This is a genomic window from Phenylobacterium composti DSM 19425, assembly GCF_059568645.1.
The window spans coordinates 125,599-152,567 of record NZ_JCANTT010000013.1; the positions used below are offsets into that span (position 1 = coordinate 125,599).

Annotated in this window: 22 protein-coding genes; 15 read left to right on the forward strand and 7 right to left on the reverse strand. The window is 69.8% G+C overall.

From position 1 onward, the window contains the following. The first annotated feature begins 45 nt into the window (after nt 1-45). From proA to BO64_RS06955, 3 genes are all read left to right on the forward strand, one after another. Nucleotides 46-5,952 carry an anti-phage protein ProA gene (gene proA, locus BO64_RS06945; RefSeq protein WP_496402556.1) on the forward strand — a complete coding sequence of 1,969 codons (5,907 nt, stop codon included), beginning with the start codon at nt 46-48 and terminating at the stop codon, nt 5,950-5,952. 115 nt (nt 5,953-6,067) lie between these two features. Continuing rightward, a complete protein-coding gene (locus BO64_RS06950; RefSeq protein WP_496402557.1) occupies nt 6,068-7,231 on the forward strand; it encodes an alanine racemase in 1,164 nt (387 codons plus the stop codon). 4 nt (nt 7,232-7,235) lie between these two features. Beyond that, a complete protein-coding gene (locus BO64_RS06955; protein ID WP_496402558.1) occupies nt 7,236-7,472 on the forward strand; it encodes a hypothetical protein in 237 nt (78 codons plus the stop codon). Here the strand turns inward: BO64_RS06955 and BO64_RS06960 are convergent. Continuing rightward, entirely contained in the window at nt 7,469-7,951 is a 483-nt protein-coding gene (locus BO64_RS06960; protein ID WP_496402559.1) for a CinA family protein, read from the reverse strand. The genes BO64_RS06955 and BO64_RS06960 overlap by 4 nt on opposite strands. A 70-nt stretch (nt 7,952-8,021) precedes the next feature. Here BO64_RS06960 and BO64_RS06965 point away from each other — a divergent pair, with 70 nt between their 5' ends. From BO64_RS06965 to BO64_RS06980, 4 genes are all read left to right on the forward strand, one after another. After that, complete coding sequence (locus tag BO64_RS06965; RefSeq protein WP_496402560.1) at nt 8,022-9,254, forward strand: serine hydrolase domain-containing protein; 1,233 nt, start codon at nt 8,022-8,024, stop codon at nt 9,252-9,254. A gap of 28 nt (nt 9,255-9,282) precedes the next feature. Then, nucleotides 9,283-9,516: a BolA/IbaG family iron-sulfur metabolism protein gene (locus BO64_RS06970; protein WP_496402561.1), complete on the forward strand. Its 234-nt coding sequence runs from the start codon at nt 9,283-9,285 to the stop codon at nt 9,514-9,516. Nucleotides 9,517-9,526: 10 nt separating this feature from the next. Next, nucleotides 9,527-10,444 (forward strand): DMT family transporter, encoded by a 918-nt coding sequence (locus BO64_RS06975; protein ID WP_496402562.1) that lies wholly within the window; start codon nt 9,527-9,529, stop codon nt 10,442-10,444. An 80-nt stretch (nt 10,445-10,524) separates the two neighbouring features. Beyond that, a complete protein-coding gene (locus BO64_RS06980; protein ID WP_496402563.1) occupies nt 10,525-10,737 on the forward strand; it encodes a DUF4287 domain-containing protein in 213 nt (70 codons plus the stop codon). 21 nt (nt 10,738-10,758) lie between these two features. Here BO64_RS06980 and BO64_RS06985 read toward each other — a convergent pair whose 3' ends face one another. Both BO64_RS06985 and BO64_RS06990 read right to left on the reverse strand, forming a co-directional pair. Next, nucleotides 10,759-11,898 (reverse strand): aminotransferase class V-fold PLP-dependent enzyme, encoded by a 1,140-nt coding sequence (locus tag BO64_RS06985; RefSeq protein WP_496402564.1) that lies wholly within the window; start codon nt 11,896-11,898, stop codon nt 10,759-10,761. 156 nt (nt 11,899-12,054) lie between these two features. Then, nucleotides 12,055-14,394, reverse strand: a complete 2,340-nt coding sequence (locus BO64_RS06990) for a TonB-dependent receptor domain-containing protein (protein ID WP_496402565.1) — start codon at nt 14,392-14,394, stop codon at nt 12,055-12,057. 261 nt (nt 14,395-14,655) lie between these two features. Here BO64_RS06990 and rpiB point away from each other — a divergent pair, with 261 nt between their 5' ends. The 5 genes from rpiB to BO64_RS07015 all read left to right on the forward strand — a co-directional run bounded on the left by rpiB (nt 14,656) and on the right by BO64_RS07015 (nt 19,028). Further along, nucleotides 14,656-15,093, forward strand: a complete 438-nt coding sequence (gene rpiB, locus BO64_RS06995; RefSeq protein WP_496402566.1) for a ribose 5-phosphate isomerase B — start codon at nt 14,656-14,658, stop codon at nt 15,091-15,093. Nucleotides 15,094-15,254: 161 nt separating this feature from the next. After that, nucleotides 15,255-16,931: a Na+/H+ antiporter gene (locus tag BO64_RS07000; protein ID WP_496402567.1), complete on the forward strand. Its 1,677-nt coding sequence runs from the start codon at nt 15,255-15,257 to the stop codon at nt 16,929-16,931. 140 nt (nt 16,932-17,071) lie between these two features. Continuing rightward, a complete protein-coding gene (grxD, locus tag BO64_RS07005; RefSeq protein ID WP_496402568.1) occupies nt 17,072-17,416 on the forward strand; it encodes a Grx4 family monothiol glutaredoxin in 345 nt (114 codons plus the stop codon). Next, the gene (locus BO64_RS07010; RefSeq protein ID WP_496402569.1) at nt 17,413-17,832 is read left to right on the forward strand and encodes an acyl-CoA thioesterase; all 420 of its coding nucleotides are present in this window, start codon (nt 17,413-17,415) and stop codon (nt 17,830-17,832) included. Before grxD ends, BO64_RS07010 begins: the two co-directional genes overlap by 4 nt. A gap of 83 nt (nt 17,833-17,915) precedes the next feature. Beyond that, nucleotides 17,916-19,028 carry a mechanosensitive ion channel family protein gene (locus BO64_RS07015; RefSeq protein ID WP_496402570.1) on the forward strand — a complete coding sequence of 371 codons (1,113 nt, stop codon included), beginning with the start codon at nt 17,916-17,918 and terminating at the stop codon, nt 19,026-19,028. On the opposite strand, the gene BO64_RS07020 is transcribed toward BO64_RS07015, so the two are convergent. The 3 genes from BO64_RS07020 to BO64_RS07030 all read right to left on the reverse strand — a co-directional run bounded on the left by BO64_RS07020 (nt 19,005) and on the right by BO64_RS07030 (nt 21,026). After that, the gene (locus tag BO64_RS07020) at nt 19,005-19,328 is read right to left on the reverse strand and encodes a hypothetical protein (RefSeq protein WP_496402571.1); all 324 of its coding nucleotides are present in this window, start codon (nt 19,326-19,328) and stop codon (nt 19,005-19,007) included. The two genes, BO64_RS07015 and BO64_RS07020, sit on opposite strands and share 24 nt — an antisense overlap. Before the next feature lie 127 nt (nt 19,329-19,455). Further along, nucleotides 19,456-20,073, reverse strand: a complete 618-nt coding sequence (rpsD, locus tag BO64_RS07025) for a 30S ribosomal protein S4 (RefSeq protein WP_496402572.1) — start codon at nt 20,071-20,073, stop codon at nt 19,456-19,458. Between the two features lie 164 nt (nt 20,074-20,237). Next, entirely contained in the window at nt 20,238-21,026 is a 789-nt protein-coding gene (locus BO64_RS07030; protein WP_496402573.1) for an RNA methyltransferase, read from the reverse strand. 25 nt (nt 21,027-21,051) lie between these two features. Here BO64_RS07030 and BO64_RS07035 point away from each other — a divergent pair, with 25 nt between their 5' ends. Together BO64_RS07035 and BO64_RS07040 are read left to right on the forward strand one after the other, a co-directional pair. Further along, a complete protein-coding gene (locus tag BO64_RS07035; RefSeq protein ID WP_496402574.1) occupies nt 21,052-22,038 on the forward strand; it encodes a serine hydrolase in 987 nt (328 codons plus the stop codon). 85 nt (nt 22,039-22,123) lie between these two features. Beyond that, nucleotides 22,124-23,341 (forward strand): NADP-dependent isocitrate dehydrogenase, encoded by a 1,218-nt coding sequence (locus BO64_RS07040; RefSeq protein ID WP_496402575.1) that lies wholly within the window; start codon nt 22,124-22,126, stop codon nt 23,339-23,341. A gap of 106 nt (nt 23,342-23,447) precedes the next feature. Here BO64_RS07040 and alaS read toward each other — a convergent pair whose 3' ends face one another. Further along, nucleotides 23,448-26,102 carry an alanine--tRNA ligase gene (gene alaS, locus BO64_RS07045; RefSeq protein ID WP_496402576.1) on the reverse strand — a complete coding sequence of 885 codons (2,655 nt, stop codon included), beginning with the start codon at nt 26,100-26,102 and terminating at the stop codon, nt 23,448-23,450. A 294-nt stretch (nt 26,103-26,396) separates the two neighbouring features. Between alaS and BO64_RS07050 the strand changes: the two genes are divergently transcribed. Then, on the forward strand, nt 26,397-26,921 hold the full coding sequence (locus BO64_RS07050) for a GNAT family N-acetyltransferase (RefSeq protein ID WP_496402577.1): 525 nt from the start codon (nt 26,397-26,399) through the stop codon (nt 26,919-26,921). The last annotated feature ends 48 nt before the right edge of the window (nt 26,922-26,969 follow it).

Genomic DNA, 26,969 nt, shown 5'->3' on the forward strand with positions numbered 1-26,969 from the left:
CGGAGCCGCTAAGCGACTGGTAAAGCTTGGGATTGGGGGAAACCGATGAACAGCAAGCTCACCATTTCAGCCAACATCGCGCACAAGGTCACCTTCGCCTCTCATCAGAACAGCGCGCCAATCCTGCTCGATCTCAAGATCGAGAACCCAAGCGAGATCGCTTTTGAAGGCCTCATCGTCGAGCTGAGTGCAGAGCCCGGATTCCTGACCCCTCGGACTTGGCGCATCGACCGTCTCGACCCCGGGGCGAACATCCACATCCTAGACCGCAAGATCGACCTCAACGCCGGCCTGCTCTTTGAGACCGCCGAAGCGATGACGGCGGAGATCACCATCCGCCTCCTGCGCGAAGACGAGGTCTTGGCCTCTACTCGCTACCCGGTCGAAGTGCTGGCGCGTAACGAATGGGGCGGCGCCGCCCACATGCCGGAGCTCCTGGCTGCGTTTGTCACGCCAAACGATCCGGCGGTCGATCAACTCCTGAAGCGCGCCGCGCAGGTGCTCCAGAGGGCAGGCAAACCCGATGGCCTGAACGGCTACGAGAGCCGCTCCAGTCGACGTGTCTGGGAAATGATCTCGGCGCTCTGGTCGGCGGTTGCGTCCCTCCGCCTGACCTACGCGTTGCCGCCTGCGAGCTTTGAAACGAACGGCCAGAAGATCCGCCCCCCCGGCGCCGTGCTGGAGGGCGGCGTCGCAACCTGCCTCGACACCGCTCTGATGTTCGCGGCCGCCTTGGAGCAGATGGGCCTCAACCCCATTGTTCTCCTGACCAAAGGCCACGCCTTCGTGGGATGCTGGCTGATCCCACAAGAGTTCGGGACGCTGATCTCGGACGATGTGGTGGCGGTGCGAAAGCGCATAGCGCTTGGCGAACTCGTCGTTTTCGAAACGACCCTGGTCACCAACAAGCCGCCGCCGTCGTTCAGCCAGGCCGTGGAGGAAGGCGCGCGGCAGATCGCTCCTGAACGGGAACAGGACTTCATCCTGGCGCTCGACTTGCGTCGTGCGCGCATGCAGCGCTTACGACCGCTGGCGCTTCAGCCTGCTTCGACAGATGCAGACGATGTCGAATCGGAAGCTCTCACCGTTGAAAGTCTTGAGGAGGCCCCGAACCTTCCGGACTTCGACGCCCCCGTCGACACGCCGCAACTCACCCCCCAAGGGAGAGTCGACCAGTGGCGGCGCAAACTCCTGGACCTCACCGTCCGGAATCGTCTGCTTCACGCCAAGCCGAACGCCACCAACCTCAAGCTGATCTGCCCCGATATCGCGCGGCTGGAAGACCTGCTCTCCCAGGGGCAAAAGATCCGCATCAAGCCGATCCCCGCCCTTGAGGGCTTCGGCGCAGGCGGACGCGACGCCGAGCTCCATCATGCGCGAACGGGCGAGGATATCGCCAAGGCGCACGCCCAGCAGGCGCTCGACGCGGGCGAAGTGCTTTCGCCCCTGCCCGCCGAGCAACTCGACGCGCATCTCGTCGAACTCTACCGCAAGGCCAGACTCGATCTGCAGGAAGGCGGGGCGAACACCCTCTTCCTGGCCTTGGGTTTCCTGAACTGGAAACGCTCGGAGTCCGACCCGCGCACCTACAGCGCGCCGCTGATCCTGTTGCCGGTGACACTGGAGCGAAAGAGCGCGCGGTCTGGCGTCGTCCTGTCGGCGCATGAGGACGAACCTCGTTTCAACATGACCTTGCTCGAGCTGCTGCGGCACGACTTCGAGCTGACCATCCCAGAACTTGAAGGCGACTTGCCTGTCGACGAGCACGGCGTCGACGTGCGTTCCGTCTGGACAGTGGTGCGCAGGGCCGTTCGGGACGTCCCCGGCTTCGAGGTCGTGGAAGAACTGAGCCTCGGGGTCTTCTCCTTCGCCAAATACCTGATGTGGAAGGACCTCACGGACCGGGCGGAGCAGCTGAAAGCGAGCCCGGTGGTTCGGCACCTCATCGAGACTCCTCGGGAGCCGTTTCAGGGACCCGCCGGCGACTTCCCCACGCCGGATCGGCTGGACGCAGAAATCCCCACCGCCGAGCTTTTCGCGCCTCTCCCTGCGGACTCCTCGCAGCTCTCGGCAGTGGTGGCTTCCGGCCGCGGTTGCAATTTCGTGCTGGATGGTCCCCCCGGCACGGGCAAGTCGCAGACGATCGCCAACATGATCGCGCACAACCTCGCGCTGGGCCGCAAGGTTCTATTCGTAGCCGAGAAGATGGCGGCGCTGGAGGTCGTCTACCGACGCCTTGCGGAACGCGGCCTCGACGCGTTCTGTCTCGAACTGCACTCCAACAAGGCCAACAAGGCGGGCGTTATCCAACAGCTGGGACGAGCCTGGGACACCCGCGATGCGATCGCCGAGAAGGAGTGGAATGAACAGACGGGTAAGCTCGCCAAGCTGCGTCAGGAACTGAACGATCTCGTCGCACTGCTGCACCGTCGACACGACAATGGCCTGACGCTGTTCGAAGCCATTGGTCGGGTCATCCGCGACGCCGACGCACGTACGCCGGACCTGGGATGGCCCACCACGACACAGCATGGTCGAGACCGCCTCGAACGCATGCGCGAAGCCTGCCGCGCCCTCGATCGGCAGTTCGAGCCCGTGCGCCACCTCGACAGCGAAGCGTTCGGCCTCATCGCCGCCGATGATTTCACCGGCGCGTGGCAGAACGAGATGATTGCGGCGACGACCGCATTGGCCCGGGCGGGCGAGGCCGCGCTGGAATGCCGCCGCGCGCTTCTGAACTGCCTGAAGATCGCCGACACCCCCGGCAATCGGGCCGGCTTGGCCGCGCTGACCGACCTATCCGAGGCGATCGACCAAGCGCACGGCCTCGACCTGGCCTTTGCTTTCCAGCCCGATGCGCCAGCCGTCATTGAAGCACTGGAACGGGCGCAGGAGCATCTCAGCGCCTATCGTTCGGCCGAACGACAGCTGTCACAACCCTACCCGGCGGAAGCCTGTCGTCGCGTCCCCATTGCGGCCCTGCGCGAACGGCTGGCCAAGGCGGACAAGGCCATCTGGCCCCTCAGCGCCATCGGCAGGGCGGGCGTCAACTCGGCGCTCAAGGCCGCCGGCGGCCTCCCCGCCAAGCCGGACGCGCGAGCCGACCTGCCGCTCTTGCAGGCCCAACTCGACGAACTGGAGAAGCTGGACGGCCTAGCCGCGCAGGCAGGTCGCGCTTCGGTCTGGACCGGGCTAACGACGGACGAGACGCGCCTGGAGCGCACCCTCGCCGTGGCCCGCCGCCTGCGAGAGGCGACCTCCAAGCTCGCGCCGAGCGCCGAGGCGCTGGTAGAGCTTCGCGCCGGCGTCCGCCAGGCCACGGTGGAAGGGAACGAACTGCGCGGCGAGGCCATGCCTATCCGCCAGGCGACGAAGGCCTGGCGGGACGTTCACGCCGCCCTTGAGGCCGCGATTGAGCGCTTCTGCGAAGCGGCGCGCTGTGAAGCCCCCCTAGACGCCCCAGACCTCCTGAGCCGCATCGCCGGATTGGCGCGGGCTGTCTTGGACAACCAGCCGCGGCTGCGGGACTGGAGCCTGTGGCGCAAGGCCCGACGGGAAGCGTTGGACGTCGAGCTGGACGCCATCGTTGCGGGCCTAGAGGCCGGGCGTCTGCAACCAGGCGAGTGCCTGACCCAGTTCGAAACCGCCTACGCTCGCTGGTGGGCGGCCGGGCAGATCGACAGCGATGACCGGCTGCGGTTCTTCACGCCCAGCGAGGAGAGCGACCGTATCGCCGCCTTCCGCGCCCTCGACGACAAGGTGGCGGACCTCACCGTGCGCTACATCCGCGCCAAGATCTCCGGCCAGATCCCCGACCGGAACAGCGTGCCGAAGGCGTCGGGCTACGGCGTCCTGCGCCATCAGCTGACGCTCCAGAAGCCGCGCAAGTCCATCCGGAGCCTGCTCACCGAAATGGGAGCCGACTTCACGACACTTGCCCCCTGCATGCTCATGAGCCCGCTGTCGGTGGCGCAATATCTGCCGGCAGAGACCCAGCTGTTCGACCTGGTGATCCTCGACGAGGCCAGCCAGATCACCACGTGGGACGCGATCGGCAGCCTGGCGCGCGGACGTCAGGTGGTTATCGCGGGGGATCCGAGGCAGATGCCCCCGACCAACTTCTTCCAACGCGGCCCCGGGGCGCCCGCGGACGAGGAGATCGACGACAGCGTCGAGGAGGACCTGGAAAGCATCCTGGACGAATGTCTATCGGCGGGGCTGCCGCGCCACACGCTCGAATGGCACTACCGATCGCGCCACGAGAGTCTGATCTCGTTCTCCAACCACCGCTACTACGAAAGCCGGCTGGTCACCTTCCCCTCGGCGGTGACGCGGGACACCATGGTGAGCCTGCGCCGTGTCGCCGGCGTTTACGCTAAGGGCAAGGCGAGGACGAACGCGATCGAGGCCAAGGCCCTCGTCGAGGAGGCCGTTCGTCGGCTGAGAGACCCCGAGTTCGGCGGCAGGGGCAAGTCGCTGGCGATCATCACGCTGAACTCCGAGCAACAGCGTCTGGTCGAAGACCTCCTGGACAAGGAACGCGCGCGACACCCCGCTCTGGAGCGCTTCTTCGGCGACAACTGTCTGGAGCCGGTTGTCGTGAAGAATCTGGAGACCGTGCAGGGTGACGAACGCGACCTGATCCTGCTTGGGATCGGCTACGGCCCCGAGACGCCCGGCGCGCCGACGATGAGCATGAATTTTGGCCCCCTCAACCGCGCCGGCGGCTGGCGGCGACTGAACGTGGCCGTCACACGGGCGCGGGAAGAGATGGTCATCTTCGCCTCCTTCGGGCCTGAGATGATCGATCTCAACCGGACCTCGGCAGAGGCGGTGCGGGATCTCAAGCATCTCCTGGAATTCGCCGAACGGGGGCCCCGAGCGCTGGCCGAGGCGGTCCGGGGCTCGATCGGCGGCTTTGAATCGCCTTTCGAGGAGGCTGTCGCTCGAGGGCTGCGCGAAAAGGGCTGGACGGTCGTGCCGCAGATCGGCGTGTCACGGTTCCGGATCGACCTCGGCGTCGTGCACCCCGACTACCCCGGCGTCTATCTGGCTGGCGTCGAATGTGACGGCGCCGCCTATCACAGCGCCGCGACGGCGAGGGATCGCGACAAGGTGCGTGGAGCGATCCTCAAAGGCCTCGGCTGGGAACTGGTGCGGGTCTGGTCCACGGCCTGGTGGCACGATCCAGTCGACGCCCTGGAGCGGCTGGACGCGGAGCTGCACCGACTTCTGGAGGCGGATCGGGCCCGTCGTGCGACGACCGTCACGGAACCCAAGGAACCGGAGCAGGCCTCGGCCTCGGAGGACCGGGCGACCATGCCGTTGGAGCCGGCTCCCCTCGACCTTCCTGCCTTCGCGGTGGAATCAACGCGCTCGGCCGAATTCGCGCGCGCACCCTCGTCGCCCGCCGCGCCGCGCAGAACGAGCGAGGTCTATCGAGCGACCGATCTGTCGGACGAGACCGGCCTGCGCCCCGATCTGTTCCAGCAGGAAGATTACCGCCCGACGCTGGAGCGGCTGCTGCGCCGAGTGGTGGACCAGGAGGCGCCGTTACGGCTCGACATTCTCGTCTCACGGATCGCCAGCGCCCACGGTTTTGGGCGCGCAGGGCGCCTCATTCGGGAACGGGTGGAAAGTCTGACCCGGGCCTTGTTCCCGGTGCTGGACGACCGCGAGGGACTGAGCTTCGTCTGGGCCGACTGGACGATGGTGGAAACCTGGTCGCAGGCGCGCCCGCCAGCGTCCGAGAAAGACATCCGCTTTATCGACGAAATCCCGATGGCCGAACTCGCCGCCATGGCGCGGCAGGTGCAAAGCGCAGACCCTGTGGTCGAGGTGGCGCGGCGCTTCGGCGTACGGCGAGTGTCGGCGGCGGCGCGGCGGAGGATCGAGACCGCCATCGCCGACCTTCACGAGGCCGCGGACCTGGCTGATCAGCAGGCTTCCTAGGGCTCGGGCCTCTCGGTCGCCCCCTCCGGCCCTGCGGGGCGCCTCTCCCAAAGGGCGGAGGATCCCTGGAGGCCTCAACCTCGCGCGGCGGGTGCGGATGTGTCAGCTTGGCGGCATGAGCGAGCGGATGGGCGCGCGGCCGCATCTGGAGCGGGCGACGGCGATGGTGGGGCGGCCGGGATCGCGGGCAGCGATTCCGACGCCGGCGGCGGTGCTGGACCTGGACGCCTTCAAGGCGAACCTGGCGCGGATGGCCGGGCGGGCGCGGGATGCGGGCCTGGCGCTGCGCCCCCACGCCAAGTCGCACAAATGCGCCTGGGTGGCGCGGCGGCAGCTGGAGGCCGGGGCGGTGGGGATCTGCTGCGCCAAGCTGGCCGAGGCCGAGGCCATGGCGGCGGCGGGGATCGGCGCCATCCTGGTCACCTCGCCCATCGCCGGCGAGGCGCCGGCGACGCGGGCGGCCGCCCTGGGCGGACGGCTCGCGGACTTCCGCATCGTGCTGGACCATGTGGACGGTGCGGCCGAGCTGGCGGCGGCAGCCGGGCGCGCAGGGCTGGCCGAGCCGATCCGGGTGCTGGTGGATGTGGACGTGGGGCTCGGCCGCACGGGGGTGCGCGACGTGGCCCAGGCGCGCGAGGTCGCCCGCGCGGTGGCGGCGGAGCCGCGGCTGCGGCTGATTGGGGTGCAGGGCTATGGCGGCCACTGGCAGCATATGACGGGCGCCGCGGCCCGCGCGGCGGCGGTGGCCGAGGGCATGCAGCGCCTGAGCGCCGCGGCCGAAGCCCTGCGCGCCGACGGCCACGCCATCGAGGTGATCACCGGCGGAGGCACGGGCACCTTCGGCGCCGATGCGGCCCTGCGGGTGCTGACCGAGGTGCAGCCGGGCTCCTACGCCTTCATGGACCGGGAATACCGCGAGGCCCTGGGGGACGACCCCGAGGGCGCCTACGCCCAGAGCCTGACCATCGCCACGACGGTGATCAGCGTGAACCACCCCGAATGGGTGACGGTGGACGCCGGGCTGAAGGCGTTCTCCACCGACGGCCCCCTGCCTCAGGCGGTGACGCCGGGGTTCGAGGGCTGCGCCTACCGCTTCTTCGGCGATGAGCACGGGCGGCTGATGCGGCCTGCGGGGCGCAGCGTGGCCCGGGGCGAGCGCGTGGCCTTTGCGCCCGGGCACATCGACCCGACCCTCGACCGCCATGACGTGCTGCATCTGGTGCGCGGGGACGTTCTGGAGGCCATCGTCCCGATCGAGGCGCGGGGGGCGAGCCAGTAGCCGCATGAGCACTGATGATCCCGACCGCGCCCTGAAGGTGCGCCTGGCCGCCCACGAGGTGCTGCTGCGGCGGCTGCTGGCCGAGGTGGAGGCCGAGATGCCGGGGACGCTGGACCGGCTGGCCGGGCCCTATGAAACCGCCGGGCGGCCCCCGGAGGCGTTCCAGGCCTTCGTGGCCGAGGTGGACGACCATGTGAGCCTGATCCTGTCGCAGGTGCGGGCGGACCTGAAGGGCGACTAGGACTCCAGGGCCCGCTGGAGCAGGCCGAGGGCGGCGGCGGCGAAGGCCTGCATGTTGGCGGCGCGGTCGGCCTCGCCGGTCTCGATGGTGACCACCGCCTCCATGGGGCCGGAGACGGCGACGCAGGTATGGCCGGCGGCGTCGCCGTAAGGATTGCCGGCGGGGCCGGCGGCGCCGATCTCGGAGAGTCCCCAGGTGGCGCCGAAGCGCTCGCGGGCGGTGCGGGCCAGGAGCAGGGCGTAGGGCTCGCTGGCCGAGCGCATTCCCGCCACCGCCTCGCGGGGAATGTCCATGAGCAGCACCCGGGCCCTCGGCGTATAGACCACCGCTCCGCCCAGGTAATATTTCGAGGCCCCGGGCACGGCGAGCAGGGCCGCCGAGACGAGCCCCCCGGACGAGCTCTCGGCCACGGCCACGGTCTGGCCCGCGGCCACGAGGCGGTCGGCGATCGCCGCCGCCAGGGCGTTCAAGTCGGTCATTGCTCCCCTCCGGCTTCCGCGCCCATGATGGCCGCTTTCGAACCAGAACAATATTCCCGGGGAGATTTCGATGGACGCCCATTCTCAGTGGACGGGGCTGGACGCGGGCCGCCTGGAGCGGATCGGCGATCACCTGCAGCGCTACTATGTGGAGCCTGGCAAGATCGCCGGCTGCCAGGTGGCGGTGGCCCGCCACGGGCACCTCGCCTATTCGCGCGCCTTCGGACTGATGGACATCGAGCGGGGCAAGCCCGCCCGGGACGACACCATCTACCGCATCTATTCCATGACCAAGCCCATCGCCTCGGTGGCGCTGATGACGCTGTACGAGCAGGGCCTGTTCCAGCTGAACGATCCGGTGGAGCGCTACGCCCCCTCGTGGCGGAACCATCGGGTGTGGGTGTCTGGCGAAGGCGAGGAGATGGTGACCGAGGCGCCCGCGCGACCCGTCACCTTCCGGGACGTGCTCACCCACACCGCCGGCTTCACCTATGGCGGCGGCCTGCCGGGGGTGGGCATCCAGCACCCCATCGACAAGGTGTACCGGGCCCTGAAGATCCGCTCGTTCGGCGGCGCCGACACCATGGAAAGCTTCCTGGACAAGATGGGTCAGGCGCCCCTGCGCTTCCAGCCGGGAACGGCCTGGATGTACTCCCTCGCCACCGACGTGGTGGGGGCGCTGGTGGAGGTGATCTCGGGCAAGCCCCTCGACCAGTACCTTTCCGAAACGATCTTCGAGCCCCTGGGCATGAAGGACACCGCCTTCCAGGTGGCGCCCGAGAAGAAGGACCGCTTCGCCGCCAACTACCGCCGCGGGCCCGACAAGCGGCTGGAGCTGATCGACGACCCCGAGACCTCGGCCTATCTGCAGAAACCGGGCTTCCTGTCGGGGGGCGGCGGCCTGACCGGCACCACCGCCGACTATCTGCGCTTCTGCGAGATGCTGCGCCGGGGCGGCGAGCTGGACGGCCACCGGGTGCTGGGGCCGCGCACCATCGAGCTGATGCACATGAACCACCTGCCCGGCGGGCGCAGCCTGACCGAGCTGGCCATCGGGGCCTTCTCAGAGACGGCCTATGACGGGGTGGGCTTCGGCCTGGGCTTCGCCTCCACCCTCGGCCAGTTGCAGAGCGGCGGCTACGGCCAGGGCGACTACTACTGGGGCGGGGCCGCCTCGACGATCTTCTGGGTCGACCCCAAGGAAGACCTGAGCGTCGTCTTCATGACCCAGCTGATGCCTTCGGCGACCTTCAACTTCCGGGGCCAGCTGAAGAACATCATCTATTCGGCGATCATCGACTAGGCCGGCGGGCGGGGGTAGAACCCCCGCCATGCCCATGGCCCTCGAAGACTTGGAAGCCGCCCTGCGCGAAGGCTTCCCCGACGCCGACATCCAGATCCAGGACCTGGCCGGCGACGGCGATCACTACCGCGCCCGCATCGTCTCCAAGGCGTTCGCCGGCCTGCCCCGGGTGCGCCAGCACCAGCTCGTCTACGCCGCCCTGAAGGGCAAGATGGGCGGCGAGCTGCACGCCCTGGCCCTCGAGACGTCCGCCCCCGCGTGAGCCGGGCGGCATGAGCAGCCTGGCGCAGCGGCTCTCGCCGTGGCGCGCGGCGCCGGTGCTGCTGGCGCTGACGGTGCTGTTCTGGGCGGGCAACTCCATCGCCGGACGAGCCATGGCCGGAGCGATCTCGCCCCTGGCGCTGTCGTTCCTGCGCTGGAGCACGGCGCTCTTGCTGGTGACGCCCTTCGCCTGGCGGGGGCTGAAGGCCGATGCGCCCGAGCTGCTGCGCCGCTGGCGGACGGTGCTCGCCCTGTCGCTGACCGGGGTCACGAGCTTCGGCGTCCTGCTCTACTTCGGCCTGCACACCACCACGGCCCTGAACAGCATCCTCCTGCAGGCGGCGATCCCGCCCCTGGTGATGCTGATGGCCTGGGCGGCCTTCGGCGAGCGCACCGGGCGGGCCGAGGTCGTGGGCGTCGCCCTCTCGCTGCTGGGGGTGGTGGCGGTGATCACGCGCGGCCGGCCCTGGGACCTCGTCCGCCTCGCGCTCAACCCCGGCGACGGGCTGATCCTGATCGGGGTGGTGCTCTATGCGGTCTATTCGCTGCTGCTGCGCCGCAGGCCGGCGGTGGCGCCCCTGAGCCTCCTCTGGGCCACCTTCGCGGTGAGCGCCCTGGTCCTCGCCCCCGCCTATCTGGCCGACCTCGCCTTCGGCCATCCGCCGCCGTTCTCGGCCAGGGCGGCGGCCGGGGTGGCCTATGTGGCGATCTTCCCCTCGTTCCTGGCCTACCTCTTCTATAACCGGGGGATCGAGCTGATCGGCGCAGGCCGGGCCAGCCAGTTCCTGCACCTTCAGCCGGTGTTCGGCGCGCTCCTGGCCGTGCTGCTGCTGGGCGAGAGGTTCCAGCCCTTCCACGCCGCCGGCTTCGCCCTGATCGGCGCGGGCATCGGCCTCAGCGCCTGGGCCGCCAGGACGGCGGCGGCCTGAAATCCTCCACGCGCGCCTGTCGGGATCGCCGGGCCACGCACGTCCTTGGGACGCACACGGCATCAACCGGAGGACCTTCCATGGCTGGCGACCGCATCAAGGGCCCGGCGTCCTATTTCCCCTCGATCGAGCGGACCTACGGCCGCCCCGTGGCCGAATGGCAGGCCCTGGTGAGGGCCGCCGCCCCCGCCCGGCACATGGACCTCGTGGCCATGCTGAAGACCGAACACGGCCTCGGCCACGGCCACGCCAACGCCATCGTCGCCGCCACCCTGGCGGAGGACCGGGGGTAGCGGCGGTCCGCCAGCCGCCCCCTATTCTGCCCGGACGGCCACCTGGTCGAGGGCGGCGGCGAGGCGAGCCACGGCGGCGGGGACATCGGCAAGCTTGTCGAGGCCGAAGAGGCCAAGGCGGAAGGTGCGGAAGTCGGGGCCTTCGTCCACCATCAGCGGCACGCCCGCGGCGATCTGGACGCCGGCGGCGACGAAGCGGCGGCCGGCCTGGATCTCGGGATCGTCGGTATAGGCGACCACCACACCGGGGGCGCCGAAGCCCTCGGCGGCCACCGAGGCGATCTGGCGTTCGGCCAGCAGGGCGCGGACCCGGCGGCCGAGGTCCCACTGGGCCGCTCGCAGGGCGTCAAAGCCCATGGCCCGGGCCTCGAGCATGGCGTCCCGCAGGGTGCGCAGGGCGTCGGTGGGCATGGTGGCGTGATAGGCATGGCCGCCGGCCAGATAGGCCTCGGTGATGGTCAGCCACTTGCCGAGATCGACGGCGAAGCTGGTGGACCTGGCCGCGCGGCAGGCCTCCAGCGCCGCTGCGCGCATCATCACCAGGCCCGCCGAGGGCGGCGCGGACCAGACCTTCTGCGGAGCCGAGACCAGGACGTCCACGCCGAGGGCCTCCATGTCCACCCAGATGCAGCCCGAGGCCACGCCGTCCAGCACGAAGAGGCCGCCCACGGCGTGGGTCGCCTCGGCGAGGGCGGTCACATAGGCGTCGGGCAGGATGATCCCCGAGGCCGTCTCCACATGAGGGGCGAACACCACCTCGGGCCGCCGCTCGCGGATGGCGGCGACAACCTCCTCGATCGGCGGCGGGGCGTAGGGCGCCGCGGCCCCTTCGCCCTGGCGGCGGGCCTTCAGCACGGTCTCCTCGGCGGGGATGGCCCCGGCCTCGAAGATCTGGCTCCAGCGGTAGGAGAACAGGCCGTTGCGGACCACCAGAACCCGGCGCCCGGTGGCGAACTGCCGGGCGACGGCCTCCATGGCGTAGGTGCCCCCGCCCGGGACGATCACCGCCCGCTCGGCCTTGTGGACCTCGCAGAGCACCTGATGGATGTCGCGCATGACCGTCTGGAACGCCGCGCTCATGTGGTTGAGCGAGCGGTCGGTGAACACCACCGAGAACTCCAGCAGGCCATCGGGGTCGATGTCGGGGCGCAGGCCGGGCATGGGGATCTCCGAAGCTGGCGTCCGGGCGGGCCGGACGAAAGGCCCCGGCTGAGCAGGAAAGCGCCCGCGCCGCAAGCACCCTCGATCACCCCACGAGCGCAACGGGCCTCCCGGGGATCGCTCCCCAGGAGGCCCGCCGACCGGGCTTTCCTGGACCTAGAACTCGGTGGAAAGGGTGAACTGCACCGTCCGCCGGGGGCCGGGCCGGAAGGTGGCCGGGGTGTTGGTGGTGGTGGAGATGGTGCCGAGGTAGTCCTCGTCCAGCAGGTTGTCGACGTTCACCCGGGCCTTGACGTTCTTGAGGTAGCCCCAGTCCACGCCGTCTCCGAGGTCGAGGTAGGCGGCGAGGATCGTGTAGCCGTCGGTCTTCTCGCTGTTCACGAAGTTGGTGTAGCGGTCCGAGATCGTCCGGGCCGACAGGTTGAAGATCACTCCCTCCGTGGGCTCGATGGTGACGCCACCCTGGAACACCCATTTCGGGAAATCGGGCACGCGGTTGCCGGCGATCATGAACGTCGAGAAATTGTCCTTAAATTCCGAGACGTTGTACGACAGGTTGGCGTTGAAATAGAGCTTGCCGCCAAGCAGCTCGGGCTTCCACTGGCCGCTGAACTCGGCGCCGTGGGCCTCCACCGCCCCGACGTTCTGGAAGAACGTCTCGGTGGTGGTGCTGCCCGGCACCGGCGAAGCGTAGGACTGCAGCCGGTTGGTGAACCGGGTGAAGTAGGCCACCAGCGAAGCGTTGAACGTGGGCTGATTGGTCCGCACGCCCAGCTCATAGTTCTTGGCCTTCTCCGCATCGGGGCCCGGAGCGGCGGGGCTGGCCAGGGCGAAGATGTCGTCCGCCCCGCGCGGCAGGGCCATGTTCTCGGAATAGGACGCGAAGATCTGCTCGCGGCCGGTGATCGACCAGACCGCGCCCACCTGGGGCAGGAAATAGTCCTTCCAGTTGTCGGTGATGGCGGGCTGGCGCTGGGCGATGAAGTCCGCCGGGTTCCGGTAGCCCCTGATCTCGTAGTCGATGTCGAGGCCCTTGAAGCCCACGTCCAGCTTCAGGGCGTTGTCCAGCAGGCTGATCGTGTCCTTGAGGAAGACCTGGGTGGTCTTGCGGTTGGACTTGAAGTTGCGCTGCAGGTGGACCGGCTCGTTGAACAGCGGCGCGCCGTCCGGGTGGCCGTTCTCGACGTTATAACGCTGCTGGGTGCGGTGGTAGTCGTCGTCCTCGAACCAGGCGCCGGCCTGAACGGTGTGGGCGCCGAAGCGCCAGGTGAGCGAGCCGTTCACCCCCTGACGCGCGCCGTCGATGGTGGAGAGGCCGTACTGGATGCCCCGGGGCGCGACGACGCCGGGCACGATCCCCACCTGGGTGGCGTGGCTCGAGAGCGAGGTGGAATAGGCCTCGGGCGAGACGCCGTAGCCTTCCTTGTCCTCGTAGTAGGCGGTGAGCGACAGCTCGAGGTTCTCGGCCAGGGCGCTCTTCAGGGTGAGGGCGTAGAGGTGGTCCTCACGGCTGTTGATGGCGAACTTGTAGTACTGGTTGTAGGCGGTGTTCGAATAGGGCGGCGCCGTGGCGCTGGCGATCGGCAGGGACGTGGCCGTGGCGGGCGAGCCGAAGGCCCCCGGCTGCGGGATGTAGCCCAGATAGGCGAAGCTGCGGCCCGCACGGCCGAAGATGTCTCCCGCCGTCCCCTCGTACTGGGCCTTGTTGATCGAGGGGCTGTCGTAGTCGAAGTACGTGTTGTGCACCGTCTGGAAGGTGAGCGAGCCGGCGCTCCAGCGGTAGCGGCCCTGGGCCTCGTAGTGGTCGCGGTCGATGGAGCCCGGGCCGCGCCACAGTTCGCCCGACACGGTGGAGGCGCTGACGAAGGCGGAGAAGCCGTTGTGCTCGCCGGTGTCGATGCGGCCGAAGGCGCGCAGCAACTCGTCCGAGCCGCGGGTCAGGCTGGCCCGGCCGCCGAAGGTCTCGGCCGGGCCGCGGCTGATGTAGCTGACGATGGGGCCCAGGGAGGCGTAGCTGGCCAGGGAGACGTCGCCGGCCCCCGACGAGGCCGTCACCCGGGCGAGGTTCTCGTTGTCCACGTAGCGGTAGATGGGCGAGCCGCCGAACTGGTCGGAGCGGCCCATGGGCACGTCGTCCAGCAGGAATCCGATCTGCTGGAAGTTGAAGGCGCGCACCGAAACCGAGTTGCCGAACTCGTACATGCCCAGGGCGTCATTGGCCTGGACGTTGAAGCCCGGCAGGCTCTCCAGCATCTTCAGGCCGGTGATCCCGGCCGGCGCCGACAGCAAGGCGTCGCTGGTGATCGAGATGGTGGCGGTGGGCTCGTCGGCGCCGATGGCGATGGTGGCCTCGGTAAGGCGAGAGCCGGTGACCACCAGCTCCTCCACCGCAGCGGGCTGGTCATCGGCCAGGGCCGGCGTGGCGAGCATGGTGGCGGCGAGCAGCGCGGACTTCAGCGCATGGGCCGCGGGCAGGCGGACGCCTTTGACAGTCATGTTGATCCCCAATCCCCTTTGTCTTTGCGACGGCGCGGGCGGCCGCCTGAGACGAAGCTGGCGCTGGAACGGCGATACGCCACCGCCCGAGCGGCGGACGGGGCGCAGTTGTGCTGCGGCGCCCAAGCGTACGGCGCCGCGCGTGCTGCATCGCACAACGAGTGAACTTCGGTCGGCGACCGTCGGAATGTCGCAAGCCCTAGGCGTCGCCGGGCGGGGAAGCTATGGAGCCGCGACCTTGCTGGCTGGGACTAAAGACCTGTGCGCATCGCCATCGCTTCCGACCACGCCGCCGTCGACCTGAAGGCGGAGCTGCGCGAATATCTGATCGGCCTTGGCCACGAGGTGGCCGACCTCGGCCCGGAGACCGCCGACCGGGTGGACTATCCCGACTATGGCTACAAGCTGGCCTCGGTGGTGGCCGAGGGGATCGCCGAACGGGGCGTGGTCCTGTGCGGCTCGGGGATCGGCATCTCCATCGCCGTGAACCGCCATCCGGCCTGCCGCTGCGCCCTGGTTTCCGAGCCCCTGTCGGCCGCCCTGGCCCGGGAGCACAACGACGCCAACGTTCTGGCCATGGGCGCGCGCCTGACCGGCGTGGACATGGCCAAGGCCTGCCTCGATGCGTTCCTCGCCACCGACTTCGGCGGCGGCCGCCACGGCCCCCGGGTGGACAAGCTCTCCAACCCCGAGTTCTGAGCCGCCAGGACGGCGGCGAGGGCTCCTCCCTTGGGGGAGGTGGCCTGAAGGGCCGGAAAAGGGCTCGCCCCCCGACGCCTCCGCATCACCCTCCCCCCTTCCGCGCGGGGCTCCCCAAAGGGGGAAGCATCTGGGCATCTTCGGAGTGACGGGCCGGGCGAATGGCGGCAAGAAGAGGGCCGCGAGGCAAGGAGGGCCCTCTGGAACAGATCGTCATCGTCCTGATCATGCTGGCCGCGGTGGTGGTCAGCGGCATCCTGGCGCGCTGGACCGGCATCGCCCTGCCGATCATGCAGATTCTGTTCGGCGCCGGGATTGCGCTCTCGCCCATCGAGACGGTGGTGCTGGACCCCGAGCTGTTCTTCGTCCTCTTCCTGCCGCCGCTGCTGTTCCTCGACGGCTGGCGGATCCCCAAGAGCGAACTGTTCCGCGACAAGGTGATCATCATCGAGCTCGCCCTGGGCCTGGTGATCCTCACCGTGGCCGGGGTGGGCCTGCTGATCCACTGGATGATCCCGGCCATGCCCCTGGCCGTGGCCTTCGCCCTGGCGGCCATCGTCTCGCCCACCGACCCCATCGCCGTGCAGGCGGTGGCGGCGCGCACGCCGATCCCCCGCCGGATGATGCACATCCTCGAAGGGGAATCCCTGCTGAACGACGCCTCGGGCCTGGTGTGCATGCGCTTCGCCGTGGCCGCCATGCTGACCGGCGCCTTCTCCCTGACGGCGGCCATCGGGACCTTCTTCTGGCTGGCCATCGGCGGCCTCGCCATCGGGGTGGCCACCGCCTATCTGATCAGCAAGGCCAAGGGCTTCGCCGCCGCGCATCTGGGCGAGGACAGCGGCGCGCAGATCATCATCAGCCTGCTGATCCCTTTCACGGCCTATCTGATCGCCGAGCACCTGCACTGCTCGGGCATCCTGGCGGCCGTCGCCGCCGGCATCACCATGACCTTCGCCGAGACGGGCGCCCTGGCGGTGACGCGGGTGCGGCGCACGGCGGTGTGGGACACGGTGCAGTTCGCCGCCAGCGGCGCCATCTTCGTCCTGCTGGGCGAGCAGTTGCCGAGCATCGCCACGAGCGCCGCCGAGACTGTGCGCCTGACCGGCCACAGCGAGCCCTGGTGGCTGGCCGTTTATGTGCTGGCCATCGTAGCGGCCCTGGGCGTCCTGCGGTTCGCCTGGGTGTGGGGCTCGCTGCGCCTGACTTGGTTCCGGGCCCGGCTGCGCGGCGAACGGAATCCGAAGGTGAGCCGGCGACTGGTGCTGGCCATGTCCCTGGCCGGGGTGCGCGGGGCCATCACCCTGGCCGGCATCCTGACCCTGCCGCTGACCCTGCGCGACGGCTCGCCCTTCCCTGCCCGGGACCTGGCCATCTTCCTGGCCGCGGGGGTGATCATCGTCACCCTGCTGATCGCCACCTTCGCCCTGCCCCCGATCCTGAAGGGCCTGGAGCTGCCCCCTGACCCGTCGGCCCAGGCCCAGGAGGAAGCCGCGCGGATCGCCGCCGCCGAGGCCGCCCTGCGGGCCATCGACGCCGAGCAGCACCGGCTCGCCGCCGGCCGGGCCGACGCCGACCTATACGCCGACGCCGCGACCCGGGTGATGGAGCTGTACCGCCTGCGGATAGACGGCCGGGGCCTGGACGCCGAGAGCCGCCTGCAGCGACGGCGGCTGGAGGAGATCGAACGCGCCCTGCGGCTGGCGGGCCTCAAGGCCGAGCGCGCCCGGCTCTACGCCGCCGGCCGGGCCGGGGAGCTGCCCGAGGACGCCGTCCGCCGCCTGGTCAGGGAGATCGATCTCCTGGAAGCCCGCTACAGCTCGACCCCGGCGCACTGATGGCGCGAGGCCAGGTCCGCCGGGCGCAGGCGTCCGGCGCCGCTTGACCCCGCGCGCCCCCGTCCCTAGCTCTGGGGCGACTGTGAAGGGACTCCCGGGCGCGACCCGGGGCTGACGACTATCCGCCGAAAGGGCGACCGATGACCGACGCTGTGACCGCCAACCCCGTCCACAACTGGATCGCCCAGGCGGTGGCGGACCATCCGGTGATCCTGTTCATGAAGGGCGTGCCGGAACAGCCCCGCTGCGGCTTCTCGGCCGTGGTGGTGCAGATCCTGGATCACCTGGGCGTCGACTTCACCGGCGTCGACGTGCTGCAGAACGAGCAGCTGCGCGAGGGCATCAAGACCTTCTCCGACTGGCCGACCATCCCGCAGCTCTATGTGAAGGGCGAGTTCATCGGCGGCGCCGACATCGTCCGCGAGATGTTCCAATCGGGCGAGCTGAAGACCTTCCTCGCGGAAAAGGGCGTGCTGGAAGCGTGACCGCCCTGCTCGAGCCGCCGGAGGGCCGGCAGGTCTTCCGCCTGACGTTCGAGCCCACGCCAGACGACATCGACGAGAACGGCCACGTGAACAACGTGGTCTATCTGCGCTGGGCCCAGGACATGGGCACGGCCCACTGGCGCAGCCGCGCCTCGGCCGAGGACCAGGCCACCTGGGCCTGGGTGGCCCTGCGCCACGAGGTGGACTATCGCCGCGCCCTGTTGCCCGGGGAGATCGCCCACGGGCGCACCTGGGTCTCGGACCAGGCGCAGGGGCCGCGCTTCGACCGCTTCATCCGCATCGACGGCCCCGACGGCCAGATGTGCGCCCAGGTGAAGACCACCTGGGTGCTGATCGAACAAGCCACCGGTCGGCCCCGACGGGTGCCGCCGCACATGGTGCAGATGTTCATCTAGCGAGGCGTCGACGGCGCGGGGGATGAACCCTGCCGCCGTTCGGGGGTTGGACTCTGCACTGGGGCCAACTTCCACGGACGCTCATGACGCTTTCCACCCTCGCCCAAGACGTGGCCGCGCGCCTCACCTGGCTGCCGGCCTGGGTGGTGGGCCTGGTCTTCATCGCCGCCGCCCTGGCGGCCGCCCTGGTGCTGCACGGCCTGCTGGTGCGGGCCATCCGCCGGGGCCTGCGCAAGCGCAGCGAGTTCACCCGCTCCCTGGCCATCCGCACCCGCGGCCCCGGCCGCCTGGCGCTGATGTTCCTGGCGGCGAGCTGGTCGGTGCGGGTGAGCCCCATCTCGGGGAAGGAGGCGGCCTTTATCCAGCATGCGCTGCTGGTGTCGTTCATCATCCTGGTGGGCTGGGCGGTGTTGACCGCCGTGGACATCGGGGCGGCGCTCTACATGAAGCGCTACCGGATCGACGTGGCCGACAACCTGCTGGCCCGCAAGCACCTGACCCAGGTGCGCATCCTGCGCCGGGCCATCACCGTGCTGGTGATCCTGCTCACCGCCGCCTTCGCCCTGATGACCATCCCGGCGGTGCGGCAGCTGGGGGTCAGCCTGCTGGCGGCGGGCGGCGCGGCGGGGATCATCGTGGGCCTGGCCCTGCAGCCGGTGCTGTCGAACATCATGGCGGGGATCCAGATCGCCCTTACCCAGCCGATCCGCATCGACGATGCGGTGATCGTCGAGGGCGAGTGGGGCGTGGTGGAGGAGATCACCTCGGCCTATGTGGTGATCCGCATCTGGGACAAGCGGCGGCTGATCGTGCCGCTGAAATACTTCCTGGAGACGCCGTTCCAGAACTGGACCCGGACCACCGCCGACCTGCTGGGGGTGGTGCTGCTCTATCTCGACTATTCCACCCCGCTGGAGCCGCTCAGGGCGCGGCTGAAGGAGATCGTGGAGGCCTCGCCCCTCTGGGACCGGCAGGTGGTGGTGCTGCAGGTGACCGATGCCCGCGAGCGCACAATGGAGGTCCGCTGCCTGGTGGGGGCGCGTTCGGCGGGGGAAGCCTTCGACCTGCGCTGCCTGGTGCGCGAGAAGCTGATCGCCTTCCTGCAGGCCAGCTATCCGCACGCCCTGCCCCGGGACCGGCTGGAGCTGCACCCGGCGGAGGCCGAGACGGCCTCAGCCGGCCAGCGGATTCAGTAGGCGCACCTCGATCCCGCGCGGGAGACCGAGCTCGGCCCAGCTGAAGACGAGGTCGACCTGGCCGCCCGGGCTGCGGCAGACGTCGAGGGCCTTGCGGGCGAAGGCGAGGCGGGCCGTGCGCCCGTCCCGCTCCACATAGAAGGTCCAGTCGGCCTTTGCCGTGCACCCCCGGGACGTGACCCGGATGACCAGCCCCTCGGCCGTGGGCCAGGCCAGGATCAGGGGCTCCAGCTCTTCCAGGGGCTCGGCGGGCTTGACGAGGCGCGGCGGCGGCAGGGTGGCGCACCCGGCCAGCCCCATCAGTCCCGCCAAGACCCAGCGCCGATTCATCGTCCGAGCCTAACCGCCAACGCGACGAACGCCACGCAAAGCAAAAGGCCCCGGATTGCTCCGGGGCCTTCGCGTTTCTTGCGAATTCGGCGTCGGCTTACGACGCGTAGAATTCCACGACCAGGTTCGGCTCCATCTTCACCGGATACGGCACTTCGGCCAGCTCCGGCGCGCGGACGAAGGTGGCGCTCATCGCCTTGACGTCCACGGTGATGTAGTCGGGCGTGTCACGCTCCGACGACTGCAGGGCTTCCAGCACCAGGGCCATGTTACGCGAACGCTCGCGCACCGAGACCACGTCGCCCGGCTTCACCCGGTACGAGGCGATGTTCACGCGCTTGCCGTTCACCAGCACGTGGCCGTGGTTGACGAACTGCCGGGCGGCGAACGGGGTCGGCACGAACTTGGCGCGATAGACCACCGCGTCCAGGCGCGATTCGAGCAGCGCGATCAGGTTTTCCGAGGTGTTGCCCTTGCGGCGCGCAGCTTCCGTGTAGATGCGGACGAACTGCTTCTCGGTGATGTTGCCGTAGTAGCCCTTCAGCTTCTGCTTGGCGCGGAGCTGCAGGCCGAAGTCCGAGACCTTGCTCTTGCGGCGCTGGCCGTGCTGGCCCGGGCCGTAGGCGCGGCTGTTGATCGGAGACTTCGGACGACCCCAGACGTTTTCGCCCATCCGGCGGTCGAGCTTGTACTTGGCGCTATGGCGCTTGGACATATTCCACTCTCTTCGACACGGGCCGGCTGTCCCCTCATGGGACCGCGATCTCAACGGCGGCGGCGCATCAATCCGTCATAGACTTCCGGGCCGGCCGGGCGGACCCGGCGGCGGAAGAGGCGCGGATATGCCGACGAAGGGCGGCGGAGTCAAGTTTGCCCCCGTCAGGCCTCGCCGGCCGGCTTCCCCTTCGTGCGGGCGATCTTCTCCAGCACCTTGCCGCGTCCGCGCGAGAGGGCGGTGACCACGCCGCGCAGGGTGCGGACCTCCTGGTCGGTGAAGCGGGCCTTGCCCAGGGCCGCGCGCAGGTTCTGCACCATGTTGGGCGTCTTCTCGGGCGGATGGAAGAAGCCCGCGACCTCCAGCTCGCGCTCGAGGTGCTGGTAGAGGCCGAGGAGCGCCTCGGCGGTGGCGGGGGGCGGGCCTTCCCGGAAGTTGGGCGGCGGCCGGTCGCCCTCGGCCGCCTGCCACTCATAGGCGTTGATGGCCACCGCCTGGGCGAGGTTCAGGGACCGGAAGCGCGGGTCGATGGGGATGGTGACCACCGCCTGGGTCAGGGCGATGTCCTGGGTCTCGAGCCCCGCACGCTCGCCGCCGAACAAGAGGCCGGTACGTTCGCCCCGGGACGAAGCCGCGCGCAGTTCGGCCGCCGCCTGGCGCGGGGTGATCACCGGCAGGGTCAGCTCCCGCGGGCGGGCGGTGGTGGCGAAGACCAGGGTGAGGTCCGCGAGGGCCTCGGCCACGCTGTCGAACACCCGCGCCCCGTTCAGCGGCCAGTCGGCGCCGGAGGCCGAGGCCCAGGCCCGTTCCTGGGGCCAGCCGTCGCGAGGATTCACCAGCCGCAGCTCGGCCAGGCCGAAGTTCGCCATCACCCGCGCAACGGAGCCGATGTTCTCCGCGAGCTGTGGCGCGTTCAGGATGACGACAGGCTTGGGAGACGAAACTTCGGACATGGCGCGTTTAGAGAAGGCCCCGACCGTGAACGCAACCCTCAGCCGCCGAAGCGTGCTGGCGATGGGCGCAGCCCTGCCCCTCGCCGGCTGCGGCGCAGGCGAGCCGCTGACCGCCTCGCGCACCCCGCGCCTGGACATGGATCGACTCAACCGGGAGACCGCCCGGATCGCCGAGGCCATCGCCCCGGCCCGGCTGGGCATGGGGCTGATGAACCTGGAGAGCGGCGAGCATTTCAGCTTCGCCGGCGACCAGCGATTCCCCCTGGCCGGGACCGTCGTCCTGCCCCTGGCCGCCGCTGTGCTGGCCGAGGTCGAGGCGGGACGGCTCACGGGCAAGGAGCGGCTGACGCTGGACGAGGGGCAGCTCTCGCCGCCGCCATCGAAGATCTCGGCGGCCTGGCCGGCCCGGCGCGACTACGCGGTGGACGAACTGCTGGCCGCCGCCGTCCTCGGCGACAGCACGGCGGCGGACGTGCTGATGAAGCGGATCGGCGGCCCCGGGGCGGTCACCGCCTGGCTGGACGCCAAGCGCGTGGACGGGGTCCGCGTGGACCGCTACGCCCGGGAGCTGCTGGTGGAACGGCACGGCTTACCTTCGTTCCGGCCTGCCTGGCGCACCGAGGGCGTCTTTGCCGAGGCCATCGCCCGCCAGCCGCAGGGGACCCGGCTGGCCGCCCTGAAGCGCTACATGGCCGATCCCCGGGACACCGCCACGCCCTCCGGGATGCTGGAGTTCCTGAGCCTGCTGGGCGGCGGCCAGCTCATCGCCCGGCCCACGGCCCGGGACCTGTTGCGGACCCTGCGCCGGGAGAACGGGCGGGCGCATATCCTCTCCATCGCCCGGCCTGACCTTGGCCTGACACCCGCCATGGCCGACGTCGGCGTCTTCATCCTGCCCGAGCGGCGGGCCTACGCCCTGGCGGTGTTCGTCACCGGCGCGAGCCTCGACGGCGCCGGGCGCGGGCGCCTGATGAGCGACCTGACGGCCCTTGCACGGAGCAGCGTGGGCTAGTTCGCGCCCCCAAGCCTTCACCTGCGCGCCTTCGACCGCTATACGGCGACCCCATATCGATTACCGTCCGGAGCGTCTGCCCCACATGGCCAAGATCAAAGTCGCCAACCCCGTCGTGGATCTCGACGGGGACGAGATGACCCGCATCATCTGGAAGCTCATCAAGGACAAGCTGATCTTCCCGTTCGTCGACGTGCCGGTCGAGTACTACGACCTGGGCATCGAGAACCGTGATGCGACGGACGACAAGGTGACCGTGGAGGCCGCCGAGGCGATCAAGAAGCACGGCGTCGGCATCAAGTGCGCCACCATCACGCCGGACGAAGCGCGCGTGAAGGAATTCAACCTCAAGAAGATGTGGAAGTCGCCGAACGGCACGATCCGCAACATCCTGGGGGGCGTCGTCTTCCGCGAGCCGATCATCTGCAAGAACGTGCCGCGGCTGATCCCCGGCTGGACCCAGCCGATCATCGTCGGCCGTCACGCCTTCGGCGACCAGTACCGGGCCACCGACTTCCGCGTCCCGGGCAAGGGCAAGCTGAAGATCTCGTGGGAAGGCGAGAACGGCGAGAAGATCGAGCACGAGGTGTTCGACTTCCCGGGCGGCGGCGTCGCCATGGGCATGTACAACCTCGACGAAAGCATCCGCGAGTTCGCCCAGGCCTGCCTGTCCTACGGCCTGAACCGCAACTACCCGGTCTATCTGTCCACGAAGAACACCATCCTCAAGGCCTATGACGGCCGCTTCAAGGACATCTTCGCCGAGGTCTACGAGACCGAGTTCGCCGAGAAGTACAAAGCCGCGGGCCTGACCTACGAGCACCGCCTGATCGACGACATGGTGGCCTCGGCCCTGAAGTGGTCGGGCGCCTTCATCTGGGCGTGCAAGAACTACGACGGCGACGTGCAGTCGGACCAGGTGGCCCAGGGCTTCGGCTCGCTCGGCCTGATGACCTCGGTGCTGGTCACGCCGGATGGCAAGACCATGGAGGCCGAGGCCGCCCACGGCACCGTCACCCGCCACTACCGCCAGCATCAGCGCGGCGAGAGCACCTCGACCAACTCGATCGCCTCGATCTTCGCCTGGACCCGGGGCCTGGAGCACCGCGCCAAGCTCGACGGCAACGAGGACCTGGCCAAGTTCGCCCAGACGCTGGAGCAGGTCTGCATCTCCACCGTCGAGAGCGGCTCGATGACCAAGGACCTGGCCCTGCTGGTGGGCGACACCCAGGGCTGGCTGACCACCGAGGGCTTCATCGACAAGGTCGCCGACAACCTGGACAAGGCCCTGGCCGCCGCCTAAGGCCGCCAGCCCATCGAAACGACGAGGGCCCCCGCCGACGGCGGGGGCCCTTTTCGTTTGAGCCTCAAGGGACGGCCACCGCCGGCGCGGCGCCGCCCCGAAGCGATCAGCCGGCGATGGCGGCCTTGATGGCGGCGAGACCCGCCTCGGCCTTGGAGCCGTCGGGGGCGCCGCCCTGGGCGAAGTCGGGACGGCCGCCCGCACCCTGCCCGCCCATGGCCAGCACCGCCGCCTTGGCGAGCTCGCCGGCGTTGAAGCGGGACGTCGCCGAGCCGGTGATGGCCACGGTGACGGCGGCCTTGCCATCGGCCACGCCGACGAGGGCGATGACGCCGTCGGGGAGCTGCTTCTTGAACTCCTCGGCGATGGGCCGCAGGTCCTTGCCGCCGACCCCGTCCATGACCCGGGCCACCACCTGCACGCCGCCGATGTCCTCAGGCCCGGCCGCGGCCCCGCCGCCGCCCATGGCCAGCTGACGCTTGGCGTCGGCCAGCTCCTTCTCCAGCTTGCGGGCCTGGGCCTGCAGGGCCTCGACGCGGGCGGCGACCTCGGACACCGGCACCTTGAACTGCTCGGCCAGGGCCTTGGAGACGGCGGCCTGCTCCAGCAGCCAGCGGCGGGCGGCCTCGCCGGTCAGGGCCTCGATCCGGCGCACCCCGGCGGCGATGCCCTGCTCGGACACCACCTTGAAGAGGGCGATGTCGCCGGTGCGGGCCACGTGGGTGCCGCCGCACAGCTCCACCGAATAGTCGCCCTGGCCGTCCAGGGCCTTGCCGAGGGTCAGCACCCGCACGGTCTCGCCGTACTTCTCGCCGAACAGGGCCATGGCCCCGGCCTCGATGGCCTCCTGCGGGCGCATGTTCTTGGTCTCGGCGGCGAGGTTCTGGCGCACCACGGCGTTCACCTCGGCCTCGATCCGGTCGATCTCCTCGGCGGTGAGCGGCTGGCCGTGGCTGAAGTCGAAGCGGATCCGCTCGCCGTCCACCATCTGGCCCTTCTGGGTGACGTGCTTGCCGAGCACGTTGCGCAGGGCCGCATGCAGCAGGTGGGTGGCCGAGTGGTTGGCGCGGGTGGCGGCGCGGACGTCCGGGTCCACCGCCAGACGCACCCGGGCGCCGGGGACGAGCTCGCCCTCGGTGATCTCCACCTCATGGACGTGCAGGTCGCCGGCCTGCTTCTGGACGTCGAGCACCCGGGCCTTGCCACCCTCCCACTCGATCTCGCCCTTGTCGCCAGCCTGGCCGCCGCTCTCGGCGTAGAAGGGCGTGCGGTCCACCAGCACCTGCACGGTCTGGCCGGCGCCGGCGCGGTCGGCCTCCTGGCCGTCCACCACCACGGCCAGCACCTCGCCCGTCCCCTCGACGGTGTCGTAGCCGATGAAGTCCGTGGGCCCCAGGCGGTCGCGGATGGCGAACCATTCGGCGGCGGCCGCCACCTGGCCCGAGCCCACCCAGTTCTCCCGCGCCATCTCGCGCTGGCGGGCCATGGCCGCGTCGAACTCGTCGAGGTTGACGGTCAGCCCCTTGGCCCGGACCGCGTCCTGGGTGAGGTCGAGAGGGAAGCCGTAGGTGTCATAGAGCTTGAAGGCGGTCTCGCCCGAGAGCACGTCGCCGGGCTTCAGGCCCTCGGCGGCCTCTTCCAGCAGGGCCATGCCGCGGCCGAGGGTGCGGCGGAACCGCTCCTCCTCCTGACGCAGGGTCTCGACGATGGCGGGTTCGGCCCGGCGCAGCTCGGGATAGGCGTCGCCCATCAGCTTCACCAGGGTGGGCGCCACCCGGTGCATCAGGGGCTCCTCGGCGCCCAGCAGGTGGGCGTGGCGCATGGCCCGGCGCATGATCCGGCGCAGGACGTAGCCGCGGCCCTCGTTCGAGGGCAGGACGCCGTCGGCGATCAGGAAGCTCGACGAGCGCAGGTGGTCGGCGATGACCCGGTGCGAGGGGGTGGTCTCGCTGTCGGGCGCCCCCAGCTCGACCTTGGTGGCGGCCATCAGGTCGACGAACAGGTCGACGTCATAGTTGTCGTGCACGCCCTGCAGCACGGCGGCCACCCGCTCCAGGCCCGCGCCGGTGTCGATGGAGGGCTTGGGCAGGGCCGTGCGCGTGCCATCGGCGAACTGCTCGAACTGCATGAAGACCAGGTTCCAGATTTCCACGAAGCGGTCGCCGTCCTCGTCCGGGCTGCCGGGCGGGCCGCCGGGGATGTGGGCGCCGTGGTCGTAGAAGATCTCCGAGCAGGGGCCGCAGGGGCCGGTGTCGCCCATGGACCAGAAGTTGTCGGAGGTGGCGATGCGGATGATCATCTCGTCCGGCAGGCCGGCGATCTTCTTCCAGAGGTCCGCGGCCTCGTCGTCGGTGTGATAGACGGTGACCAGCAGCTTCTCGACGGGCAGCCCCCAGACCTTGGTGAGCAGCTCCCAGGCGTGGCTGATGGCGTCTTCCTTGAAGTAGTCGCCGAACGAGAAGTTGCCCAGCATCTCGAAGAAGGTGTGATGCCGGGCGGTGTAGCCGACGTTGTCGAGGTCGTTGTGCTTGCCGCCGGCGCGCACGGCCTTCTGCGAGCTGGCCGCGCGCGGATAGGGCGGGGTCTCGGCGCCCGTGAAGTAGTTCTTGAACGGCACCATGCCCGCGTTGACGAACAGCAGCGTCGGGTCGTTCTGCGGCACCAGCGGCGCCGAGGGGACGACGGCGTGGCCCTTGCTCCGGAAGAACTCCAGGAACTGCGCGCGAATCTCGTTCAGGGTCGGCTTGGACGACGTCGTCATGGAATCTCGTCTTCGGGAACAGGCGCTCTCGCCCCCTCTATGTGGGAGCGGGCTCCGTTTACGCGAAGACGGGGGCAAAGGGAAAGCACGCGGGACGGGTGCGGCCTCTTGGCCGAGTTGCCGAGGCCGCGCGTCTTCCGGCGCGGGCGGAATGGCACGCTGAAGGCGCCGACGCAGACCGGCCTGGGCGAGCGGGCATGACTCGGCGCGGCCCCGTGAAGGCGCAGGTCCGAAGGGCGGCGCGGCGGGCGGCGGCGGTCTGCCCCTCGCTTTCGCGGGGGGATGAGAGGAAAAGTGAACGAGCCAGTCGAGGTCGACCAGGATGTAGTCATGACCGCCCCTGCCCTGCCCTTCACGATCCGCCCTTATGCCCCTGCCGACGCCGGGGAGATGGGGCGGGTGTATTTCGAGGCGGCGCGGGCGCTGGGGGCGCGGCGGTATTCGGCCGAGCAGGTGGCGGCCTGGGCGCCGGAACCGACGCCCACGGAGGCGGTGCACGCTCGGGCGGAGGACGGGCGGCGGACCTGGGTGGCGGAGGGCGCCGACGGGAGCCTGCTGGGCTATTGCGACCTGGAGGCGGACGGGCACGTGGACCATCTCTACTGCCGGCCCCAGGCGGCGGGGACGGGTGTGGCCTCGGCCCTGTTGGACGACCTGCTGGCGCACGCCCGGGCGGCGGGGATGCGGCGGCTCTACGTAGAGGCCAGCGAGCTGGCGCGGGGGCTGTTCGCGCGCAAGGGCTTCGCCCTGGTCGCCCGGCGCGACTTCGCCGTGCGCGGGGTGGCGATCCACAACTACGCCATGGAGCTGCGGCTGTAGGGCGCCCGTGGATAAGGAAGGACGCCCGGGGCGTGGGCCCCGGGCGTC

What these genes read in the sequence shown, in the direction of transcription:
- BO64_RS06990 (WP_496402565.1), bottom strand. Translation starts at nt 14,394, where the DNA reads ATGACTGTCAAAGGCGTCCGCCTGCCCGCGGCCCATGCGCTGAAGTCC.
- proA (WP_496402556.1), top strand. Translation starts at nt 46, where the DNA reads ATGAACAGCAAGCTCACCATTTCAGCCAACATCGCGCACAAGGTCACC.
- BO64_RS06965 (WP_496402560.1), top strand. Translation starts at nt 8,022, where the DNA reads ATGGACGCCCATTCTCAGTGGACGGGGCTGGACGCGGGCCGCCTGGAG.
- BO64_RS06960 (WP_496402559.1), bottom strand. Translation starts at nt 7,951, where the DNA reads ATGACCGACTTGAACGCCCTGGCGGCGGCGATCGCCGACCGCCTCGTG.
- BO64_RS06970 (WP_496402561.1), top strand. Translation starts at nt 9,283, where the DNA reads ATGCCCATGGCCCTCGAAGACTTGGAAGCCGCCCTGCGCGAAGGCTTC.
- BO64_RS07015 (WP_496402570.1), top strand. Translation starts at nt 17,916, where the DNA reads ATGACGCTTTCCACCCTCGCCCAAGACGTGGCCGCGCGCCTCACCTGG.
- BO64_RS06980 (WP_496402563.1), top strand. Translation starts at nt 10,525, where the DNA reads ATGGCTGGCGACCGCATCAAGGGCCCGGCGTCCTATTTCCCCTCGATC.
- BO64_RS06975 (WP_496402562.1), top strand. Translation starts at nt 9,527, where the DNA reads ATGAGCAGCCTGGCGCAGCGGCTCTCGCCGTGGCGCGCGGCGCCGGTG.
- alaS (WP_496402576.1), bottom strand. Translation starts at nt 26,102, where the DNA reads ATGACGACGTCGTCCAAGCCGACCCTGAACGAGATTCGCGCGCAGTTC.
- rpsD (WP_496402572.1), bottom strand. Translation starts at nt 20,073, where the DNA reads ATGTCCAAGCGCCATAGCGCCAAGTACAAGCTCGACCGCCGGATGGGC.
- BO64_RS07020 (WP_496402571.1), bottom strand. Translation starts at nt 19,328, where the DNA reads ATGGGGCTGGCCGGGTGCGCCACCCTGCCGCCGCCGCGCCTCGTCAAG.
- BO64_RS07040 (WP_496402575.1), top strand. Translation starts at nt 22,124, where the DNA reads ATGGCCAAGATCAAAGTCGCCAACCCCGTCGTGGATCTCGACGGGGAC.
- BO64_RS06950 (WP_496402557.1), top strand. Translation starts at nt 6,068, where the DNA reads ATGAGCGAGCGGATGGGCGCGCGGCCGCATCTGGAGCGGGCGACGGCG.
- BO64_RS07000 (WP_496402567.1), top strand. Translation starts at nt 15,255, where the DNA reads ATGGCGGCAAGAAGAGGGCCGCGAGGCAAGGAGGGCCCTCTGGAACAG.
- grxD (WP_496402568.1), top strand. Translation starts at nt 17,072, where the DNA reads ATGACCGACGCTGTGACCGCCAACCCCGTCCACAACTGGATCGCCCAG.
- BO64_RS06955 (WP_496402558.1), top strand. Translation starts at nt 7,236, where the DNA reads ATGAGCACTGATGATCCCGACCGCGCCCTGAAGGTGCGCCTGGCCGCC.
- BO64_RS07030 (WP_496402573.1), bottom strand. Translation starts at nt 21,026, where the DNA reads ATGTCCGAAGTTTCGTCTCCCAAGCCTGTCGTCATCCTGAACGCGCCA.
- BO64_RS06985 (WP_496402564.1), bottom strand. Translation starts at nt 11,898, where the DNA reads ATGCCCGGCCTGCGCCCCGACATCGACCCCGATGGCCTGCTGGAGTTC.